Source organism: Arthrobacter sp. SLBN-112 (genome assembly GCF_030944625.1).
In the GTDB taxonomy this organism is placed as follows: Bacteria; Actinomycetota; Actinomycetes; order Actinomycetales; family Micrococcaceae; genus Arthrobacter.
Window position 1 is genome coordinate 2,525,740 of record NZ_JAUSXY010000001.1, and the last position, 19,694, is coordinate 2,545,433.

Below are 19,694 nucleotides of genomic sequence, written 5' to 3' on the forward strand. Positions count from 1 at the left end.
CAGTGGCTGCCGATAGCGTAGGAATATGCGGTTACTTCATACCTCGGACTGGCACCTGGGCCGTTCCTTCCACGGCGTGGGCATGCTGGACGCCCAGCGGGCCTTCATCGACCAGCTGGTGGCAACGGTGGAGCGGGAGGGCATTGATGTCGTGCTGATCGCCGGCGATGTCTACGACCGGGCACTGCCCGGGGTGGACGTCGTCCACCTGCTCGATGACGCCCTGGTCAGGCTTACCTCCGCCGGAGCCAAGGTGGTCCTCACCAGCGGCAACCACGACTCCGCGATCCGGCTGGGTTTCGCCTCCCGGTTGCTGGAACGCGGGGGAGTGCACCTGCGCACCAAGGTGGCCGAGCTCGACCATCCGCTGCTGCTGCCGCTTGGAACGGACGCCGCCGGGCATGAAGCGGTCCTGGCCGTGTACGGCATTCCCTGGCTTGAACCCCGTCTCGTGGCCGACCAGCTGGGCGTGGAGACGGCAAGCCACTTCGAGGTGACCCGGGCGGCCACCGGCCTTATCCGGGCCGACATCGCACGGCGCACAGGCGCCGCCACCGTCCATTCAGTGGTCCTGGCCCACACCTTCGCCAGCGGCGGCATCAGCTCGGACAGCGAGCGGGACCTCAGCATCGGCGGCGTGGGTGCCGTTCCCCTGGACCTGTTCGACGGATTTACCTACACCGCACTCGGCCACCTCCACGGACGGCAGGAGCTGTCCGACCGCGTGCGCTATTCGGGATCCCCGCTGGCCTATTCCTTCTCCGAATCCACGCACCGGAAAGGTGCCTGGCTCGTGGACCTGGGGCCGGACGGAGTCACGTCGGTGAAGGACGTCGCGTGGGAGGCCCCGCGAACCCTTGCCGTGCTGCGCGGCACCCTGGGCGAGCTCCTGGAAGAGCCCGGGCACGCCTGGGCTGAAACCGCCTACTGCCAGGTCACCCTCACCGATGCCCAGCGTCCCGTGCGGGCCATGGAGCGGCTCCGCGCACGGTTCCCTGACACCCTGGTCCTGGCGTTCGATCCCCAGGGCGGCAATGACGCGGCCCAGGCCAGCTACAGCAGCAGGCTTGCAGACGCCCCGGACGACCTCGCCGTCTGCTGCGGCTTCCTGGAACACGTGCGTGGACGCAGCGCGGACCAGGATGAGCAAGCCGCGCTCGCCGCCGCGTTGGAGAACGTCCGGCTGCTGGAGGCCTCGCGGTGAGGATCCATCATCTGCGCATCTCCGGCTTCGGCCCGTTCGCCGGAACCGAAGACATCGATTTCGACCGCCTCAGCGCCCACGGCCTGTTCCTGCTGAACGGCCCCACGGGCGCCGGCAAGACCAGCGTTCTCGATGCCATCTGCTTTGCCCTCTATGGATCCGTTCCCGGAGCCCGGCAGGACGGCAAACGGCTCCGCAGCGACCATGCCGAGCCTGGCCAGGAACCGGCCGTAACCTGCGAATTCTCCGCCCAGGGGCGCCGCTTCGAGGTGACCCGTTCGCCGGCATGGGACAAGCCCAGTGCCCGCGGCAGGAACGGCTTCACCACCCAGCAGGCCAAAACCCTGCTCCGTGAACGGGTCGGTGGAACCTGGGTGGAAAAATCTGCCCGTAACGACGAGGCCGGCGCGGAGATCATGGCCTTGCTGGGCATGGACCGTGAGCAGTTCACCCGGGTCGTCATGCTGCCGCAGGGCGATTTCGCCGCCTTCCTCAGGTCCAAGGCCGCCGACCGCCTTGACCTGCTGCAGAAACTTTTCGGGACGCAGCGGTTTGAAGCGCTCGAACAGGAACTGTCACGGCAAGCCAGCGCGGCCAAGGAAGACGTCGCGGCCCTGGGCGGGCAGCTGGGCATCCTTGCCTCCCGCGCCGAAGCCGAGGCCGCTCCGCTCCAGCTTCCGCAGGAGGGGGCCCCGGCGGTGGAAGACACCGCCGGGCGGCTTGACTGGTTGCAGGCCGCTGTTGCGGGGCGCCTGGCAGAGCTCACGGAGCACGCTGCGACCGCGACGTCCCTCAGCCAGGACCGCCGCAGCGACGTGGAACGGGAAACCGCACGGCACGAGCGGGCCCGGAAACTCCAGGCGGCCACCGTGCGGCAACAAGCCGTGAAGGACGGGGCGGCCCGGCAGGAAGAACTCGCCGCCCGGCTCAGCCGCCACCGCGAGGCCGAGGTCCTCCAAGGGCAGCTGCAGGCCGTGGATGCCGCGGCCGGCAAAGTGCGAAGCGCGGAGGCCGCCGCCGAGTCGGCCATGACCCTGCTCAGGATGGCTGCCGCTGACGGCACCGAACTCGCCCAGCTCGGCCTGGGAGCGGCTGAGGCTGCGGCCGCCGCACCGGTCCAGGCCGGCGACGCCGCGGGGGAGATTGTGCCCGGGGCCGCAGAGGAGCTGGGCCGGCTCCGGTCGCTGCTGGCCGTCGTTGAGGCACGGTTGCCGGACGAGCAGAGGCTGAAGGACCTGCGTGGGCGGCACCGCAGCCTGGCCGGCAGGCAGGACGAACTCAGGCTGCAGGTGGAGACACTGGGAAACCGCGCAGCGCAGCTGCTGGCGGACCGGGGACTGTTGGCAGGAACCATGGACCAGCTGGAGTCCCGTGCCGCCGAGGCCGCACTCCGCCGCAAGGAAGCAGCTGCCGCCGCGGAACTGCTCGACGTCGTCCAGCGGTACGGGACGGCTGTGAAGAGCCGGGACCTCGTCACCGCCCGCTGCGAAGACTCGCGGGAGAAACTGCTGGAGGCGAAAGGCCGCTGGCTGGACCTGCGGGAGGTTCGGCTTGCCAATGCGGCGTCCGAGCTTGCTGCCAAGCTGGTGGCCGGCGAGCCATGTCCGGTATGCGGAAGCGGGGATCATCCGGGGCCGGCAGGATCCGGCACAGGAGGCCCGGCCCTGGCCCAGGCCGAGGAAGACGCCCATGCTGCCTATGAAGCGGCCGAGGCAGCCCACGGGGCGGTCAGCGCCGAACGTGCCGAGGCCGAGCAAACGGTGGCCGTCCTCGCCGGACAGGGAGGGACCACCCCCGTGGCGGAGGCCCGCGCAGGGGCTGAGGAGGCGCTGGCTGCGGCCGGGGCTGCCGAGCAGGCCGTGGAGGAGCTCCAGCAAAAGCGGCAACGGCTGGACGCATTCGATGCGGGTATCGAACAGGCCCGCGCCGCGCTGTCAGACGCGGAGGCTGAGCTGTCCCACAGCGGTGTCCTGCTTGCCGACCTCGCCGAACAGGCTGCTGCATTGGACACCGCCCTTGCCGGCCTGCGGGGAAACCACAGCAGCTTGAACCGGCGGCTGCGGGTCCTCGAGGATGCCGTGGCGGTGCTGGACAAAGCCGTAGAAGCGCAATCACGGCTGGATACCGCCAGGTCGCAGGCCGCGGAGGCGCAAGAGAACCTTGAGCTGGCCCTGCCGGAGGCAGGTTTCGCCTCAGCCGGCGACGTCCGCAGCCAACTCCTGGGAGCTGCGGATGTGGCAGCACTCGAAGCTGCCGTCCGCTCGGCCCGTGATGAAGCTGCCCGGGTGGCCGGACTGTTCGAGTCGGAAGACCTCGTGCTGGCCATGGCCGAAGCCGGCGACGGCTTTGTGGCCGATGATGAACGGCTGGAAGCACTACGCACGGAAGCTTCCGCCGCGCACAATGATGCCCGGGAGGCCGATCTCGCTGCCGGCCTTGCACGCCGGTGCCTGGCGGCACTTACCTCCATCGCGGCGGAATACGAGGACCTGGTGTCCTCGTCCCGGGAGCCGGCGGAGCGGGCCCAAATGCTCGCCGGTCTGGCCGAAGCCGCAGCAGGCAGGGGTGAGAACACCTACCGGATGAGCCTGAACAGCTACGTCCTGGCCGCGCGGCTGGAACAGGTGGCCCTCGCCGCATCCGAGCGCCTCGTGGCCATGAGCGATGGCCGGTACCTGCTGCAGCATACCGATGCCAAGGCGGCGCGCGGCGCCAAATCGGGGCTGGGCCTTGAAGTGGTGGACCAGTGGACGGGCTACCGCCGGGACACCTCCACACTGTCCGGCGGTGAATCCTTCATGGCCTCGTTGTCGCTGGCCCTGGGCCTGGCGGACGTGGTCCAGCAGGAGTCCGGCGGCGTGGAAATCGAGACCCTGTTCGTTGATGAAGGCTTTGGCAGCCTGGACGAACAGTCCCTGGAACAAGTCATGGACGCCCTGGAAAGCCTTCGCGACGGCGGCAGGGTAGTGGGGCTGGTCAGCCATGTGGCCGAGATGAAACAGCGGATCGGCACCCAGCTCCAGGTACTCAAGAACCGGAACGGCTCCACGCTGCGGATATCCGAAAGCGTTGACGCACTTCCCTGACCCCGGCGGATATACTTGACCGCGTTACCGGGTTGCGCGCATCGGGAGGAGGGACGATGCGCACCGACTGAACGAGCCCGGAATTGACACCTCAAACTACCCCTTCAGCCACCCACGACGTCCCGGCCCGGGGCAAAGACGTTCCCGCCCGCGACGATGCTGCCCGGGACTCCGGACGAACGGCAGCAGCAGGCCGCTTCGCGCGCCTTCCTGAACTCGCCGGCCGGGCGTTTCTTCCGCTGGGACTTTTCGCGCGGCTGCCGCTGGCCATGTTGACCGTCGGCACACTGACCCTGGTCACCTCGGTCAGCGGTTCCTTTGCCGTTGGCGGGACGGCCGCGGGCGCGGTCGGCATCGGCTCGGCGCTGGGAGCGCCCGTCCTTGGGTCACTGGCCGACAGGCAGGGACAACGTCCCGTGCTGCTGGTGTCGGCAGTCCTCAACACGGTGGCCGTGCTGGTGCTGGTCCTGGCCGCCCTTGCCACCGGAAGGAACGGCGGATTCCCGCTGGCCGTCCTGGCCGCGGCCTTTGCCGCCGGTGCAACATGTCCGCAGGTGGGCCCGCTGGCCAGGGTCCGATGGATGTCGCTGACAGCTGCCGGTGGAGGCGCTGACGCCTCTGCCGGCAGCGCCGCACGCGACCTGGACACCGCGCTCTCCTACGAAAGCACGGCCGACGAAGTGACCTTTGTCCTCGGGCCGGCGCTGGTGGGAGTACTTGCCAGCATGGTTACTCCCTGGCTGCCGCTGGCCCTGGCAGCGGCCATGACCATCACGCTTGTCCCGGCCTTCGCCGTGCACCCTACCCACCGTGCCGTACCGGTCACCCGGCATGCCCGGGGCAGGAAAGGCGCGGGTGCTGCGACATCCCGAAAGCTGCCCCTGGCCGTGGCGCTGCCCGTTATGGCGATGGTCTGCATGGGCACGTTCTTCGGTTCCACCCAGGCGGCCCTTAGTGCCTTCTCCGCCAGCCTGGCGGGCGCGGAAATCGCGGGATTGCTGTACGCGGTCATGGGACTGAGTTCGGCGGCCGCTGCGCTCTCGGTTGCCTACTGGCCGCGCAGGGCGGCCCTGGCGCTGCGCTGGGTGCTGTGCGCGGTGCTCATGGCGGCGTTGGCGGTCCTGTTGCTGTTGCCGTCGTCCCTGCCCATGATGGCGGCAGTCCTGCTGGTCCTTGGACTTCCGGTGGGGCCGGTCATGGTCACCGTGTTTGCCGTCGGCGGAGCGTTGGCTCCCGCGGGCCGGCTCGGCACGGTCATGACCGGCCTGGCCAGTGGCATTGTCGCCGGAACGGCGGTCGGCTCAGCCGTTGGCGGCCAGCTGGCACAGCTCCACGGGTCCGGCGCGGCGTTCCTGGTCCCGGTGTGCGCGGCGGCAGCGCTGGCGCTGCTCGGTGCGGGAACCGCCGTCGTACTTCGCCGGCGGCGCTGACGCGCACTGGTGCCCGGCGGTCCGCCGCCTTAGGCCAGCTGGCTCTCGATCCTGGCCGCGCTCTCGGCGATGGCGGCGCCCACGGCGTCGGGGTCGTGGGCCGAACGGATGTAGACGACGGCGAGGGCGGCCGGCCGGCCGCCGGGCACCCGCACAGGCGCGGCCAAGGAGGAGACTCCGGCGATGACCTCGTCATGGCTGGCGGAGTATCCCTTCCGGCGTGCCTCGGTGGCCTCCGGCCGGTAGGGGATCCCGGTCTCCAGCCTGTTCCACTCCGCCTCCGTCAGGGCGGACTGGATGGCGATCCCGGGTGCGCCGGCGTTGATGGGGTGCCGGGTCCCCGGGTGCTGGGCAACGGTGGCTCCGGAGTGTCGAGGCTCCACCGTGACCAGCGTGATGCAATCGTGGTGGTCCCACACCGCCACGAACGCCGTCATGTTCAGTGAGTTTGCCAGCTGGGTCAGTTCCGGAAGCGCGGCGCTCTGCAGGTTGCGCGACACGCCGCGGGCCAGGACCGCGAGTCCAGGGCCGGGCTGTACCCGGCCCGCGTCATCGCGCACCAGGAGCGAATGGTCTTCCAGGGTCCGCAGGATCCGGTACGCGACAGAGCGGTGGACACCCATGGCATCCGCAAGCTCTGCGATGGTCAAAGGTCCCGGCGCAGCGGCCAGGATCTCAAGGGCACGGATACCGCGCGACAGTGTCTGGGACGGGGAAGCCTGCGGCAGGGCCGCTCCGGCCTGCGCTGGGGCGGGAGGAGTCATGTGTCCATCCTAGGTTGCCGAAACTGCGGGCACGGGACTCTTGTCCTCGCCGCGTTGTGCGGGTATTGTCCTTTATACGAACAGTGAGTTCCAATATAGAACACACCTTCCACGGCGGCATCCCACCCAATCCAGCCATTCCGTGTTCCGCATCACGTTTTCGTAGTACCCTGCTAACTAACTGACCGTTCTGTCGGTAATCCCTGAGGCGTCCGGACGGCACCGCCGCCCAATAAAAACAATGGAGTTTAAATGACCACACCTTCCAAGGTGGACACCCCCGCCGGTCCCAGCAGCCGGGCGGAGGAACGCAAAGTCCTCGCAGGCACCCTCGTGGGCACCACTATCGAGTGGTACGACTTCTTCATCTTTGCCCAGCTGACCGCAACGCTGCTGTCACCGCTGTTCCTGGCTCCGCTGAACGAGTCCAACCCGGGCCTGGCGCAGATCCTCTCCTTCGCCCTCATCGGCATCAGCTTCCTCTTCCGCCCCCTGGGCGCCGTTGTTGCCGGGCACCTCGGCGACCGCCTGGGCCGCAAGGCCATGCTGGTCTTCACCCTGGTGATGATGGGTGCTGCCACCGCGCTGATCGGCGTGCTGCCCACCTACGCGCAGATCGGCGCCTGGGCCCCCGTGCTGCTGATCGTGCTTCGCGTCATCCAGGGCTTCTCGGCCGGCGGCGAATGGGGCGGGGCTGCCCTCATGGCCGTTGAACACGCCCCCATGAACCGCCGCGGCCTGTTCGGTGCCTACCCGCAGATCGGGGTGCCCGTGGGCATGATCCTGGCCACCGGCCTGTTGTTCTTCCTCAACACCGGAATGTCCAAGGAAGACTTCGCCGCCTGGGGCTGGCGCGTGCCGTTCCTGCTGTCCATCGTGCTGATCGTGGTGGGCTACCTCATCCGCCGCGCCGTGGCCGAGAGCCCGGTCTTCCAGGAAATGGCCCTGCGGAAGAAGGAAAGCAAGGCGCCGCTGGGTGAACTGGTCCGCAACTACAAAAAGCCTGTCCTGTATTCAACGATGATCTTCATCGGCAACAACGCGGCCGGCTACCTGCTCATCGCCTTCTTCATCTCCTACGCCACCAAGACGCTGAAGATGCCCACCCCGCAGATCCTCCTCGCCACCACCCTGGCATCCTTCGGCTGGCTGATCTTCACACTGGTGGGGGGCTGGCTGTCCGACCGGATCGGCCGCGTGAAGACGTTCCTGATTGGCTACGCCATCGTCTTCGCCTGGATGATCCCCATGTTCGCGCTGATCGACACCAAGGACATCGTCCTGTACGGCGTCGCCCTGTTTGTCCTGACCGTCGGCCTTGGCCTCTCCTACGGCCCCATGTCCGCCATGTATGCCGAGATGTTCCCCGCCAACGTGAGGTACTCCGGCATCTCCATCGGGTACGCCTTTGGCGCCATCCTCGGCGGAGCCTTTGCCGCCACCATCGCCGAATCCCTGCTGCAGTCCACCAAGTGGGCCGGTTCGATCGGCATCTACATCATGGTCCTGTGCGTGATCTCGGCCGTGGGCGTGGTGCTGGCCAAGGAAACCAAGGGCCGGCCGCTGGGCGTCAGCAGCCACCACTAGGGCCGTCACTCAACCCGGCCGCCCTCACCTCAGCCTCGCAGGCCCGGACGTTGCTCCGGGCCTGCGTCGTGCTGCAGGGGCTGCTGTTGGTTCAGCAGGTTGACGGCGTCGTCGTCGGTCAGCTGCCCGAAGTGCCGGTAGAAGCTGCCCACGGCCCGGAACTTGCCCGGCAGGTGCAGGCACACGACGGCGTCACACACGCGCTCCAGCGAGGCCTCGGCATCAACGGAACCCACCGGAGCGGCGGCCACCACGGTTGCCGCACCATCGGCACGCACGGCCTCGACGGCGGCCCGCATCGTTGCGCCGGTGGCCAGGCCGTCATCCACCAGCAGGACAGTCTTGCCGGTCAGGTCCGTGATGGTTCCCGGGTACAGGGCGGCCCGGCGCAGGATTTCGGTGCGTTCACGGTTCTCCACGTCGTCCAGCCACTCCTGGCGCACGCCGTGTTGGAGAACCCGCTCCAGCAGGGGCTTGTTGATCAGCCGGACGATCCGTCCGTGCGCCCAGGCCAAGGCGCCGTAGGCGGTTTCCTCGTAGCCGGGGATGCCCAGCTTTCGTACCAGGACAGCGCCCAGGGGAAGGCTGAGGGCTTTTGCCGTGGCCGCCGCTACCGGGATGCCGCCGCGGGCCAGGCCAAGGACCACGGCGTCCGGCCGTTCACGGAACGTGGCAAGCGCGGCCGCCAGGCGTCCGCCGGCCTCCGTGCGATCCTCAAAACGCGTAGCCATCTGTCCCTTCCCGCCGGTCCGGCCTGAGGTCAGCGTAAGCCCTGGGCGCGGCCGTCCACCGGCCCCTAGACACCCAGGAAGGAAATGGCGGCCTGCTTGAAGGCCCTGCTGGTGATGGCGTTGGTGTGGTTCCGGCCCGGGAGGAGCAATTGCTCGGCCATGGACCCGGCACCGCGCGCCAGCTCGGCGAGGTGGGGCAGCGTGCCTGCCCGTTCGTCCTTGTCCCCGGCAACCAGGAGCATTGGTACGTGCGGCACCGCCTCTGCGGGGTCGTAAGGTTCTGCCTTGATGGCTTCCACGAGCGACAGCAGCGCAAAGATGTTGTTGGTCGGCAGCAGCAGCGCCATCTTCAACAGCTGGGCCGTCGATTCGTCGGCGATCGGCGTGCCGTCCGCCAGGTAGTCCTGGGCGGCCCGAAGGTCGAACGCCGCCAGCGGATCGGTGTTGTTGGGGCCGCCCAGCACCAGCCTGTGGACGAGCTCCGGCTGGGTTGCGGCAAACTCCCAGGCGAGCCGGGAACCAAGGGAATATCCCACCACGTCCAGCCCGCTGGAAGGGTCGCCGTCGTGCAGCGGGCGCGCACCGGCGTCGAACGCTGCCTGAAGCAGGTCTGCCCTGATCCTGCTGGGGGAGTAGGAGTCCCGGTCTTCGGGGGCACCGCTGCGGCCGTGGCCGGGCAGGTCCACGGTGATAACCCGGCGCCCGGCTTCGAGCAGCGCGGCCACCCATCCGGTGTCCTCCCAGTTGAGCTTGGACGATGAGGAGAAGCCATGCAGCAGCAGCACCGGCCGGAGCCCGGCGTCCGTGGCGGGCTCGTGCACCGCCACGTAGAGTTGCGGGTCGATTCCCTCGACGGTGTGCGCCTGCTGCTGTCCGGTGTGCCTGCCGCTCATGGTGTCAGTTCCTCATCAGGTACGGCGCCCGGGCGGACCCGGCGCGTCGGTGCGTCTTCCTTGGAAAGGTAGCTTCACTCTACCTGTTGGCAGGCCGGTTCCCACGGGTGAGCCGGGCGCCTGCAGCGCAGGCCAGCGCGATGCCGGCGATCAGGCCAAAGGTGCTCAGGAGTTGGACGCGGCTGGCCTCCGCGCTGAAGCCGACGGCGAAGATCAGGCCCAGCAGGACCAGGCCCAGGATGGTCAGCCCGGGGAAGCCCTTCATTCGCAGCGGCAACGGGGCCCCGTCGCGGTCGGCGCGGCGCCGCAGGATCAGCTGGGAGACCAGCGCGCTGCCCCACACCACCAGGCAGGTGGAGCCCACAAGTTGGAACAGTGCCGGCAGGACCCGGTCCGGGAACAGCAGTTCCAGCAGGGTGGCGATGAAGCCGAAGGCCACCGAGACCGCAACGGCAAGCACGGGGACGCCGGCGCCGTTGAGGCGGGCGAGGACGCGCGGCGCCTCACCCCGCTGCGCCAGCGAGTACGCCATGCGTGATGCGCCATAGAGGTTGGCGTTCAGCGCCGAGAGGAGGGCGACGACGGCCACCTGGGTGATGGCGGTGGAGGCGCCGGGGATCCGTGCGGCATCGAGCACTCCGGCGAAGGGCGAGGCAAGGCCCTTGGACGTGGCGGGAAGGACCGCTGCGATGACGAAGACGGAACCGATGTAGAACACCAGGATCCGCCACACTACGGTCCGGATGGCGTTGCCGACGCTGCGCTCGGGATCCTCGGTCTCGGCTGCGGCGACGGAGACGATCTCGGTGCCGCCGAACGCGAAGATCACCACGAAGAGGGCCGCGGCCACCCCTCCAAGTCCCTGCGGCGCAAAGTTGGACGTGAGGTTGCCCGCGCCGGGGGAGTCGACGCCGGGCAGGAGGCCAAGGAGCAAGGCGGCGCCAACTGCCAGGAACAGGACGATGACGGCCACCTTGAGGATGGCGAACCAGAACTCGAATTCGCCGAAGTTCCGGACGCCTGCCAGGTTGATGCCGGTGAACACCACCATGAACAGCAGTGCCAGCGCCCAGACCGGAACCACGGGCCAGACGGAGAACAGCAAGCCGGCCGCACCCAGGGCCTCGGCCGCGATCACTACCACCAGTTGCAGCCACCAAAGCCACCCGATGGTGGCTCCCGCGGTCCGGCCCAGCGCGCGCTCGGCGTAGACCGAAAACGCTCCGCTGTTCGGGTTCGCGGCTGCCATCTCACCCAGGGCCCACATCACCAGGATGATGAGCGTCCCTGCCACCAGGTAAGAGATGAGGACCGCCGGGCCTGCAGCCTGCACCCCGGCGCCCGATCCCAGGAACAATCCCGCACCGATGGCGCTGCCGAGCCCCATCATGGTGAGCTGGCGCGGCTTCATGCTGTGGCCTGCCGGAGCCTTGCGTGGCGCTGTGATGGATGTGGTCGGGGCGGACTTCATCGTCATGGGGCGGTAAACCTTCTTGGGGTTGGTTCGGGGTCCGGTCCCGGGGGTCCGGAGGTCCTTTTGGGACCACTTGAATTTACCGCGTCCGGCAGCCGGCCAAAAACGCACGCCGGGTCCCGCCGTCCGGCCGCAGCTTCCCGCCGCGGCAGCGGTGCGTCAGCTGCTGCCGCGGAAACATTTCCCTTTCCGTCCGGCTGGCCGTAAAATTAGTTTTGGTCAAAGTGACTATAACTGGGTCGACAGGCCCGATGGCCGGGTAATGAAAGGCGGTGTGACGATGTACTACAGCTCAGCCAATGTGTCCGAGCGGCAGGCCGCGCCGCCGTCGCTCGCCATCTCCACGGTGATCTTTGCCCTGCGCCCCAGCGCCACCTCGGGACGGCCCACGCTGTGGCTGCCGCTGGTCCGCCGTATCAGGGAACCCTTCAAGGGACTCTGGGCCTTACCGGGTGGCCCCCTGAGCCACGACGAGTCGCTGCAGGACGCCGCGTCCAGGAACCTGCAGGAAACCACGGGCCTCAGCCCCAGCTACCTGGAGCAGCTGTACGCTTTCGGCGGCTTGCACCGCTCGCCCACGCAGCGTGTCGTCTCGATCGTTTACTGGGCCCTGGTCCAGCCCACGGAGGCGGCGCTCGCGGATGAATCCGAGAACGTCAGGTGGTTCCGGGCCGACCGCCTGGGGGACCTGGCCTTCGATCACAATGCGATCGTCGACTACGCCCTCTGGCGCCTGCGCAACAAGCTCGCCTACGGCTCCATTGCCTACCACCTGCTGGGGGAGTACTTCACCCTGGCCCAGGTCCGTGAAGTCTACGAAGCCGTCCTGGACCGCCAACTGGATCCAGCCAATTTCCGCCGCCAACTCAAGTCCACCCCGGAAATCGAAGAAACCGGGGAATACCTCCAGGGCGGCAAACACCGCCCGCCACGCCTCTACCGCTACACCGGCCGGCCAGGCCTTGACCCAGACAACAGGAGCACACCATGAGCAGCGTCAACACGGCAATCCAGCTGATCACGCGCGAACAGACCGAAAAAGGCGCCGCCGCGGAACGCAGCACCTGCAGCCCGGCCCTGGCGAAGGGGCCCTGGGACTACGACCTCGCCGAGGCGCTCGCAGGCATCCCGGCGTACGGTCCCGGCGCATCAAGCGCCGACCCCGCTCCCGCCTCCACGCCACGCCAGGGTCAGCTGCCGGAGGAATACAAGCTGGCCAGCGATGCCGAACTGGGCGAACGAATCAAGGCGGCAAAGGCCACGCTCGGTGAGCGTGCCGTCATCCTTGGACACTTCTACCAGCGCGATGAGGTGGTCCAGTACGCGGACTTCGTGGGGGACTCGTTCCAGCTCGCCAACGCAGCGCTGACCCGGCCGGAGGCGGAAGCGATCATCTTCTGCGGGGTCCACTTCATGGCCGAGACCGCGGATATCCTGTCCACCCCGGAGCAGGCAGTCATCCTGCCCAACCTCGCCGCCGGCTGCTCCATGGCGGACATGGCGGACGAGGACTCCGTTGAAGAATGCTGGGACCAGCTGGCGGAAATCTTCGGCACCGAGCCCGACGCCGACGGCCGGGTTCCGGTCATCCCCGTCACCTACATGAACTCCTCCGCAGCCCTGAAGGCGTTCTGCGGCGAACACGGCGGCATCGTCTGCACCTCCTCTAACGCCAGGACCGTCCTGGAGTGGGCCTTCGAGCGGGCACAGCGGGTGCTGTTCTTCCCGGACCAGCACCTGGGCCGCAACACCGCCAAGGCGCTCGGCGTCCCCCTGGAGCAGATGCCCATGTGGAACCCGCGCAAGGACCTCGGCGGCAACGGGGAGCAGGAACTCCTTGACTCCCGCGTCATCCTCTGGCACGGATTCTGCTCCGTCCACAAGCGGTTCAACGTGGCGCAGATCGACAAGGCCCGCGCCGGCTACCCCGGCGTCCAGGTGATCGTGCACCCCGAGTGCCCCATGGAGGTAGTGGACGCCGCCGATTCCGCCGGCTCCACCGACTTCATCAAAAAGGCCATCGCCGCAGCCACCGAGCCCACCACGTTCGCCATTGGAACCGAGATCAACATGGTGAACCGGCTCGCCGCCGAGTACCCGCAGCACACCATCTTCTGCCTCGACCCGGTCATCTGCCCCTGCTCCACGATGTACCGCATCCACCCCGGCTACCTGGCCTGGGTCCTGGAAGAACTGGTCGCCGGCAGGATCGTCAACCGCATCACCGTGGACGAGGACGTTCAGGCCAACGCCAGGACGGCCCTCGAGCGCATGCTCGCTGCGAGGCCGTAATGACCCGCCAGCCCGGCGCGCCCGCCCGGCGCCTCGCCGTCGTCGGAAGCGGCATCGCCGGCCTTTATGCTGCGCTGCTTGCAGCCGACGCCGGTGTGGACGTGGTGCTGCTGACTAAAGGCGCCCTGGAGGACAGCAACACCTGGTACGCGCAGGGCGGCATCTCGGCGGTGCTCGGCGAACCGTCGCCCGGAGACACTGTTGCCGCACACATCGCCGACACGCTCCGGGCCGGGGCAGGCCACTGCAACGAGGCCGCCGTCCGGCTGATGTGCACCCAGGCGCGCCGGGATATCGCCGGGCTCCAACGGTATGGGGTCAGCTTCGACGCCGCGCCGGGCACACCCCGGGCCGCCGGATCAGGGCGCACTGGCGACGGGGACGCAACGCACGACGACGGCCCGGCGCTTGGGCTCGAAGCCGCACACAGTGCCCCCCGCATCCTGCACGCAGGAGGGGACGCCACGGGTGCACGGGTGGCCGCCGCGCTCATCCAGGCCGTGCTCTCCCGGCACGACCAGGGCAGGCTCACCATCCTTCCCCGGGCGCAGGTGACCGCCCTGGTCACCACGAACGGCAACGTCAGCGGAGTCGACTACCTCCAGGCGGGCCGGCAGTCCAGCCTGGCCGCCGATGCCGTCCTGCTGGCCAGCGGCGGAGCAGGCCAGCTGTTCGCCCAAACCACCAACCCCGGCGTCGCCACCGCCGACGGGCTGGCGCTCGCCGTCCGCGCCGGGGCAGCCGTCAAAGACCTTGAATTCTTCCAGTTCCACCCCACCTGCCTGGTCAGCTCCGCCACCGCCCACCCCGGCCGGCTGGACGGTCCGTTGCTGATCTCCGAGGCGGTCCGCGGCGAAGGGGCCACCCTGCTGGACGCCGGCGGCAGGCGCTTCATGCAGGCCTACCATCCCGACGCCGAACTGGCGCCCCGCGACGTCGTCTCACGCAGCATCGCCCTTCACCTGGCCAAACTCGGCGACCCCAACGGCCACGTCTACCTCGACGCCCGCGGCGTCGAACAGGCCAAAGGCGAGGGCTTCCTGGGCCGACGGTTCCCCACCCTCACCCGGAAAACCGTTGACGCCGGCATCGACTGGACCCGCGAACTGGTCCCCGTCGCCCCCGCCGCCCACTACTGGATGGGCGGGGTGGCCACCGACCTCTCCGCCCGCACCACCGTCCCCGGCCTCTACGCCGCCGGCGAGGTTGCGTGCACCGGGGTACAAGGGGCAAACCGGCTGGCCAGCAACTCCCTCCTGGAGGGACTCGTCTTCGGCCGCCGCGCTGTTGAAGACTTTCTTCAAGCCAGCTCCGCAGATCCCTCGGCGCCTGCGCTCGCGCCTCGCACCGGCGACCTCCTCGCAAGCTCGGCGGCCGGTGCGGACGCTCACGCAACAACGGCGCTTTCGGGACCTCCGGAGCTGCCCCACACATCCGCCGCGCGGGAGTCGAAGTCTGCAGTGTGGGAAACGGATACCATGCCGGAAACTCCCGATCCGCTGGAGCCGTTCTCGCGGGATGCTCTTCGGCTTTTGATGACGTCGCATGCCGGGGTTTTGCGGTCCGGGGAGTTGTTGGCTGGGGCTGCCCGGACGCTTGACCGGTGGGCCGGCGTCGTTTGTCCTGACGGTGACACCTCCTCCTGTGATCCTGTGTTGCACGAGGACCGGAACCTCCTGCTGGCTGCCCGGCTGCTGGTGGCTGCCGCACTGAACCGCACCGAATCGCTGGGCGCCCACTACCGCAGCGATGAAGCCGCCGAACCTGAAAACACCTGCCCTCCGCGCCCGAAAGCGAGCCTGCTCCATGACTGAACCCGCCGTAATCGACCACGCCGCTGCCGTGCGCCCATCCCCTCGACCTGGCCCTTCCTGTGGCCCCCGTGCGGGACATCCTGGAACGGGCCTTCGCCGAGGACGCCCCCTCCGGCGACATCACTTCCCAACTGCTGATCCCCGCCGGGGCACGCGCCACCGCCGTCCTCAATGCCCGTGTCCCGGGCATCCTCAGCGGGGCCACCGTCTTCCGGGACGCCATGGAACTCGTGGACCCCGCCACCCGGGTGGAACTGCTCGTGGCGGACGGCCAGGCGTTCGACGCCGGCACGCACCTGGCCCGGGTCAGCGGAACCGCGCGTTCGGTGCTGCTGGCGGAACGGGTGGCGCTCAACCTGGTCCAGCGGATGTCCGCGATCGCCACCAAGACCGCCGGGTTCGTGCGGCTCACTGAAGGCACCCGGGCACGCATTACCGACACCCGCAAAACCACCCCGGGGCTGCGTGTCCTGGAACGCTACGCCGTCCGGTGCGGGGGTGGTTCCAACCACCGGTACAGCCTGTCGGACGCTGTCCTGGCCAAGGACAACCACCTGGCCGTGATGACCGGCGGTGACCCGGCCAAACTCACCGGGCTCCTGCTGGCGGCCAAGGCACAGCTGGGACACACTACCCACTTCGAAGTGGAAGTCGACCGGATGGACCAGATCGAGCCCGTCCTGGCGGCAGGGGTGGACACCATCATGCTGGACAACTTCACGGTGCCGGAGCTGCGGGCCGGGGTCGCCCTGGTTTCCGGACGGGCACTGGTTGAGGCCAGCGGCAACGTCAACCTCGAAACCGTCGCGGCGATCGCCGCCACCGGCGTGGACGTCATCTCAGTGGGGGCACTCACGCACACCGTGGCCGCCCTGGACCTGGGCCTGGATGTCGAACTGACTGCCGGGTGACCCGTGATCTTCCTTGACGCCGCCGCCACCACGCCCGTCCGCCGCGAGGTGCTGGACGCCATGTGGCCGTACCTCACCGGCGGGTTCGGAAACCCCTCCAGCCACCACGGGCTCGGTGAGGCGGCGGCAGCGGCACTCGCAGGGGCACGGTCCGCCGTGGCGGGCATCCTTGGCTGCCGGCCCGGGGAAGTGGTCTTCACCTCCGGCGGTACGGAAGCGGACAACCTCGCCGTCAAAGGAATCGCCCTGGCCCGGCAGGCCACGAACCCGCGCCTGAACCGGGTGGTGATCAGCGCCGTCGAGCACCCGGCAGTGGAGGAATCCGCCCGGTACCTCGAGCGCTTCCACGGCTTCGCAGTGGACGTGGTGCCCGTCGACGCGTCCGGCCTGGTCAGCCCGGACGCGCTTTCCGCGGTGCTCAGCCCGGAAACAGCGCTGGTCAGCGTCATGTACGCCAACAACGAAATCGGCACGGTGCAGCCCATCGCCACCCTGGCGGAACTGGCCCGCAGCCAGGGCATCCCGTTCCACACGGACTCCGTCCAGGCGGCCGGCTGGATGCCGCTGGACACCAGGGCGCTGGGCGTGGACGCAATGAGCATCTCCGGACACAAGCTGGGAGCCCCCAAGGGGTGCGGGATGCTCTACGTCCGCGGCCGCACCAGGCTCGAACCGGTGATCCACGGCGGGGGCCAGGAACGGGGACGCCGCTCGGGTACCGAAAACGTGGCCGGTGCGGTGGGCCTGGCCACCGCGCTGACATTGGCCCATGCGGGGCAGGAGGACCAGCGTGACAGGGTGGCTGCCCTGCGCGACCGGTTCATCGCAGCGGTGCTGGAGGGCGTGCCGGATGCAGTCCTCACCGGCCATCCCTCCGAACGGCTGCCGTCAGTGGCGTCGTTCTGCTTCCCGGGAACCAGTGGCGAGTCAGTCCTCCTGGAGCTGGAACGCCGCGGAGTGGTCTGCTCCAGCGGCTCGGCCTGTGCTGCCGGCTCAGATGCTCCGTCGCCGGTCCTCACGGCCCTGGGGATGCCCGCGGAGCTTGCCCAGACCGCTGTCCGCTTCAGTTTCGATGCATCCATAACCCGGCAGGACCTGGACCAGGCTGCCGCAGCCGTCAAGGCCGCCGTCGCCGGCGTCAGGAACCTCGGCGCCGGCCAGGGCCGCTAGCCGGGCTGCACGGCACCTGCCGGCCGCGCGCCTGAACATCCGCGGAAACCTACATATCAGCGGTGCCGCGCGCGGCGGAAGATCCAATGCCGCAGCATGCTGAACCGCACGGCGGTGGCCAGGAAGCCGGACAGGGTGGTTGCCACCAGTTCATCCCCCACCGTGGCGTCCGGGTTGAACCAGTGCAGCACGCCCAGGCTGCTGCCCGTGATGACCAGCGCCACGGCGATCACCACCAGGCCGTTGAGGTGGTCGCGGGTCCGCCGCTGGCCGCCGGCAATCTTGAACGTCAGCCGCCGGTTCAAGGCCGTGTTTAACAGGGATGTGAGGACCAGTGCCACCGCGTTGGCCAGCTGCGCGCCCAGCCAGGGCCGCAGCAGGGCATACAGTCCAAGAGAGGCCGCCGTGCAGATGACGCCGACGCCGGTGAAGCGGAGCAGTTGCCGGATGGCCGGGAAGCGCAGCACTCCGCGGTAGTGCCGGGTGGCGGGCAAGCGGCGGGTCGGCGTTTCCTGGATGGCGGGGGCGGACGTTCCGTCCGTCACGCGATTCCACCGGGGGCGCCGTTGGCGCCGCGGGCCGGGGACCGCGGGCTATTCAGCGGGGACACGGTGTGCCGCTCGCTCGTGGGGGAGCCGGCCATGGTCAGTACAGTTCGCCCACGGGAATTTCCACGGCCAGCCGGTTGGACGGACCGGGCAGCGGACATGCCCAGGCCTCGTTGTAGGCACAGGAGGGGTTGTACGCGAAGTTGAAGTCCACCACGAACGTGGCGTCCGGACCGGTGCCCTGAACGCCGTGGAACGCGCCCTTGATGGTGTCCAGCAGGTAGCGGCCGGCCCCGTAGGTTCCCCCCGGCTGGCCCGCGGTCGCATCCCGGAACGGGACGAAGATGCCGCCGCCGTATCCGTGGATCTTCCAGACCCCCAGTTGGCCCATTTCGGGGAGGTCGAACGTGCCGAGCCGGATAAAGTGGACCACGCCGTCCGTCCCGGTGTCCACGCTCATTTGCCGGCCTGCGCCTTCCTTGGTCAGCGGGACGTGGAACCGGTAGATCGGATCGTAGTCGGCCGTCTTCAGCCCGGAGAAGCGTGCCTTGTCCGCCGCGGTGAGGGCGGATGCAGGGTGGGTGGCGAACATGAGGTCGCGTTGATGGCGCCAGTACGAGTGCGCCTCGGCCGGGTCCTCCGCGGAGATCTTGCGGACGTTGTCATAGAGGGCAAAGGTCCTCAGCCGCCAGTCGGCGATGTCAAGGGCGGACATTTCCGCAGGATTCTCTTCGGCTGCGCCGTGCTGCTCTTCCGCCATAGCCTCCAGCCTAGTCCCCGGCCAAGGCAGGAGCGTCCGACGGCGACACGCAGGCAGGGCGCCCGGGTCGCGGAACCGAGGTGGCACCCCGGGGCGGCATCCGGGGCGGCGGCCCGGAAACACCGCCGGGCCGCCCGCGGAAGGCGGCCAAGCACGGTTAGGCTGGCTCCCATGACAGGCAAGGCAACATTGACCGTTCTTTCCCGGATGTCCTGCGTCGCCGCCGCGGTCCTGCTGGCCGGGTGCTCGGGACCCCAGGCCGGCAGCGGACCGGGCTGGACGGCACAGCCGGACGCCTCCGGATCCGCCGCATCCGGCGCGGCAACGGCATCGCCGGGCGCGGCCGGCAGCACCCCCGCCTCGGCGTCCGCCACAGCCACCGAACCCCAGGCCGCCGCCACGGCGTCATCCTGGAAGACCTACTCGGATCCGGCCAAGGCAGTGAGCTTCGACCTGCCGCAGGACTGGATAGCCCAGTCGGTGGCGCCCGAGGAAGGTGTCCTTCCCGGCGCCCTGAGGGTCGAGGTCAAGAAGCCCGACGGAACGTTTGTCGCCGCGCTGCGGACCGGACTGCCGTCGTCGTCCACCGACTGCCCGGACAACGCCAGGCACCCCTACACGGTGATCAGCAGCGTGCCCTTCGACCTGGCCCGCCCAAGGCGGGGAGGGAACCATCCCGCCGCGGATGGTCTACCGGGTGATCCAGGGCTACCGCTACTTCGGCTCCTACGGCATCACCAACCTGGTGGGCGGAACTGACGGGCAGGCGTGCGAGCTGCGCAACGTGGTACGCGGGCCGGCCGGCAAGGGCGACTACTCCTTTGGCGACCTGGTTGCACTGAAGGCCTTCTCGCCGGACGAGAAAGTGGCCCCGGCGATGGGGTTCGATACCCTCGCCCAGGCCGCCCAGTACGTCAATGAGAGTTCGGACTTCGCCAACGTACAGCGGATGCTAATGTCGCTGAAGGTCAAAAACTAGTCCCGCTGCCCGCACCCACCAGGTGTCGGGGACCGCGACTGTCCGTCCGCC

General features: G+C 68.8%; 15 protein-coding genes and 1 pseudogene. 10 read left to right on the forward strand and 6 right to left on the reverse strand.

The window, feature by feature from the left end; translation table 11 throughout:
- Window positions 1-25: 25 nt before the first annotated feature.
- From QF050_RS11875 to QF050_RS11885, 3 genes are all read left to right on the forward strand, one after another.
- Window positions 26-1,204 (forward strand): exonuclease SbcCD subunit D, encoded by a 1,179-nt coding sequence (locus QF050_RS11875; RefSeq protein ID WP_308930602.1) that lies wholly within the window; start codon window positions 26-28, stop codon window positions 1,202-1,204.
- A complete protein-coding gene (locus tag QF050_RS11880) occupies window positions 1,201-4,290 on the forward strand; it encodes an SMC family ATPase (protein ID WP_308930603.1) in 3,090 nt (1,029 codons plus the stop codon). Before QF050_RS11875 ends, QF050_RS11880 begins: the two co-directional genes overlap by 4 nt.
- 83 nt (window positions 4,291-4,373) lie before the next feature.
- Complete coding sequence (locus QF050_RS11885; RefSeq protein ID WP_308930604.1) at window positions 4,374-5,720, forward strand: MFS transporter; 1,347 nt, start codon at window positions 4,374-4,376, stop codon at window positions 5,718-5,720.
- Window positions 5,721-5,749: 29 nt separating this feature from the next.
- On the opposite strand, the gene QF050_RS11890 is transcribed toward QF050_RS11885, so the two are convergent.
- Complete coding sequence (locus tag QF050_RS11890; protein WP_308930605.1) at window positions 5,750-6,484, reverse strand: IclR family transcriptional regulator; 735 nt, start codon at window positions 6,482-6,484, stop codon at window positions 5,750-5,752.
- A gap of 252 nt (window positions 6,485-6,736) precedes the next feature.
- Between QF050_RS11890 and QF050_RS11895 the strand changes: the two genes are divergently transcribed.
- Complete coding sequence (locus QF050_RS11895; protein WP_308930606.1) at window positions 6,737-8,071, forward strand: MFS transporter; 1,335 nt, start codon at window positions 6,737-6,739, stop codon at window positions 8,069-8,071.
- A 29-nt stretch (window positions 8,072-8,100) separates the two neighbouring features.
- Here the strand turns inward: QF050_RS11895 and QF050_RS11900 are convergent, their stop codons facing one another.
- The 3 genes from QF050_RS11900 to QF050_RS11910 form a co-directional block, all read right to left on the reverse strand.
- On the reverse strand, window positions 8,101-8,802 hold the full coding sequence (locus QF050_RS11900) for a phosphoribosyltransferase family protein (protein ID WP_308930607.1): 702 nt from the start codon (window positions 8,800-8,802) through the stop codon (window positions 8,101-8,103).
- A 65-nt stretch (window positions 8,803-8,867) separates the two neighbouring features.
- Window positions 8,868-9,695, reverse strand: coding sequence for an alpha/beta fold hydrolase (locus QF050_RS11905; protein ID WP_308930608.1), 828 nt, complete (start codon window positions 9,693-9,695; stop codon window positions 8,868-8,870).
- 79 nt (window positions 9,696-9,774) lie between these two features.
- On the reverse strand, window positions 9,775-11,172 hold the full coding sequence (locus QF050_RS11910) for an amino acid permease (protein WP_308930609.1): 1,398 nt from the start codon (window positions 11,170-11,172) through the stop codon (window positions 9,775-9,777).
- Window positions 11,173-11,449: 277 nt separating this feature from the next.
- Between QF050_RS11910 and QF050_RS11915 the strand changes: the two genes are divergently transcribed.
- The 5 genes from QF050_RS11915 (at window position 11,450) to QF050_RS11935 (ending at window position 17,356) form a co-directional block, all read left to right on the forward strand.
- The gene (locus QF050_RS11915) at window positions 11,450-12,160 is read left to right on the forward strand and encodes an NUDIX domain-containing protein (RefSeq protein ID WP_308930610.1); all 711 of its coding nucleotides are present in this window, start codon (window positions 11,450-11,452) and stop codon (window positions 12,158-12,160) included.
- Complete coding sequence (nadA, locus tag QF050_RS11920) at window positions 12,157-13,461, forward strand: quinolinate synthase NadA (RefSeq protein WP_308930611.1); 1,305 nt, start codon at window positions 12,157-12,159, stop codon at window positions 13,459-13,461. Before QF050_RS11915 ends, nadA begins: the two co-directional genes overlap by 4 nt.
- A complete protein-coding gene (locus tag QF050_RS11925; RefSeq protein WP_308930612.1) occupies window positions 13,461-15,275 on the forward strand; it encodes an FAD-binding protein in 1,815 nt (604 codons plus the stop codon). Before nadA ends, QF050_RS11925 begins: the two co-directional genes overlap by 1 nt.
- Before the next feature lie 68 nt (window positions 15,276-15,343).
- Window positions 15,344-16,186, forward strand: coding sequence for a carboxylating nicotinate-nucleotide diphosphorylase (gene nadC, locus QF050_RS11930; protein WP_308930613.1), 843 nt, complete (start codon window positions 15,344-15,346; stop codon window positions 16,184-16,186).
- A 3-nt stretch (window positions 16,187-16,189) separates the two neighbouring features.
- Entirely contained in the window at window positions 16,190-17,356 is a 1,167-nt protein-coding gene (locus tag QF050_RS11935) for a cysteine desulfurase family protein (RefSeq protein ID WP_308930614.1), read from the forward strand.
- A 56-nt stretch (window positions 17,357-17,412) separates the two neighbouring features.
- On the opposite strand, the gene QF050_RS11940 is transcribed toward QF050_RS11935, so the two are convergent.
- Both QF050_RS11940 and QF050_RS11945 read right to left on the reverse strand, forming a co-directional pair.
- On the reverse strand, window positions 17,413-17,901 hold the full coding sequence (locus QF050_RS11940; RefSeq protein WP_308930615.1) for a GtrA family protein: 489 nt from the start codon (window positions 17,899-17,901) through the stop codon (window positions 17,413-17,415).
- 100 nt (window positions 17,902-18,001) lie between these two features.
- Window positions 18,002-18,664 (reverse strand): DUF1684 domain-containing protein, encoded by a 663-nt coding sequence (locus QF050_RS11945; protein WP_308930616.1) that lies wholly within the window; start codon window positions 18,662-18,664, stop codon window positions 18,002-18,004.
- Window positions 18,665-18,871: 207 nt separating this feature from the next.
- Between QF050_RS11945 and QF050_RS11950 the strand changes: the two are divergent.
- A pseudogene (locus tag QF050_RS11950) lies at window positions 18,872-19,643 on the forward strand (hypothetical protein).
- The last annotated feature ends 51 nt before the right edge of the window (window positions 19,644-19,694 follow it).